Raw genomic sequence first — 330 nt, forward strand, 5'->3', positions numbered from 1 at the left:
GTGCAGCTCAATCCGAATACCGCCCTCAACGGCAAGACCAAGGAACTGCTGGGCCTCGCGGTCGCCTCGCAGATCCCCTGCCAGTACTGCATCTATTTCCACACGCTGGCGGCCAAGGCGAATGGCGCGAGCGACGAAGAGATCAAGGAAGCGATCGCTATGGCGGCAATCGTGCGCCACTGGTCGACGATGCTCAACGGCAGCCAGGTCGACCTCGCCACATTCAAGAAGCAGACCGACGACCTGTTCGCGGCAGTCAAGGCCAAGTCGCAGTGAAAGACCCGCGGTCCGGCGATCGCGCCGGGCCGCGTCCCCAGCAACCGAACGCCC

At 63.9% G+C, this 330-nt stretch carries 1 protein-coding gene; it reads left to right on the forward strand.

Features of this window, described 5'->3' with window-relative positions; genetic code table 11:
- Positions 1-276: carboxymuconolactone decarboxylase family protein (locus EN846_RS34140; RefSeq protein ID WP_135928134.1), on the forward strand; the 276-nt coding region annotated here is incomplete at its 5' end.
- Between the last annotated feature and the right edge of the window lie 54 nt (positions 277-330).

The organism is Mesorhizobium sp. M4B.F.Ca.ET.203.01.1.1 (genome assembly GCF_004791025.1).
In the GTDB taxonomy this organism is placed as follows: domain Bacteria; phylum Pseudomonadota; class Alphaproteobacteria; order Rhizobiales; family Rhizobiaceae; genus Mesorhizobium; species Mesorhizobium abyssinicae.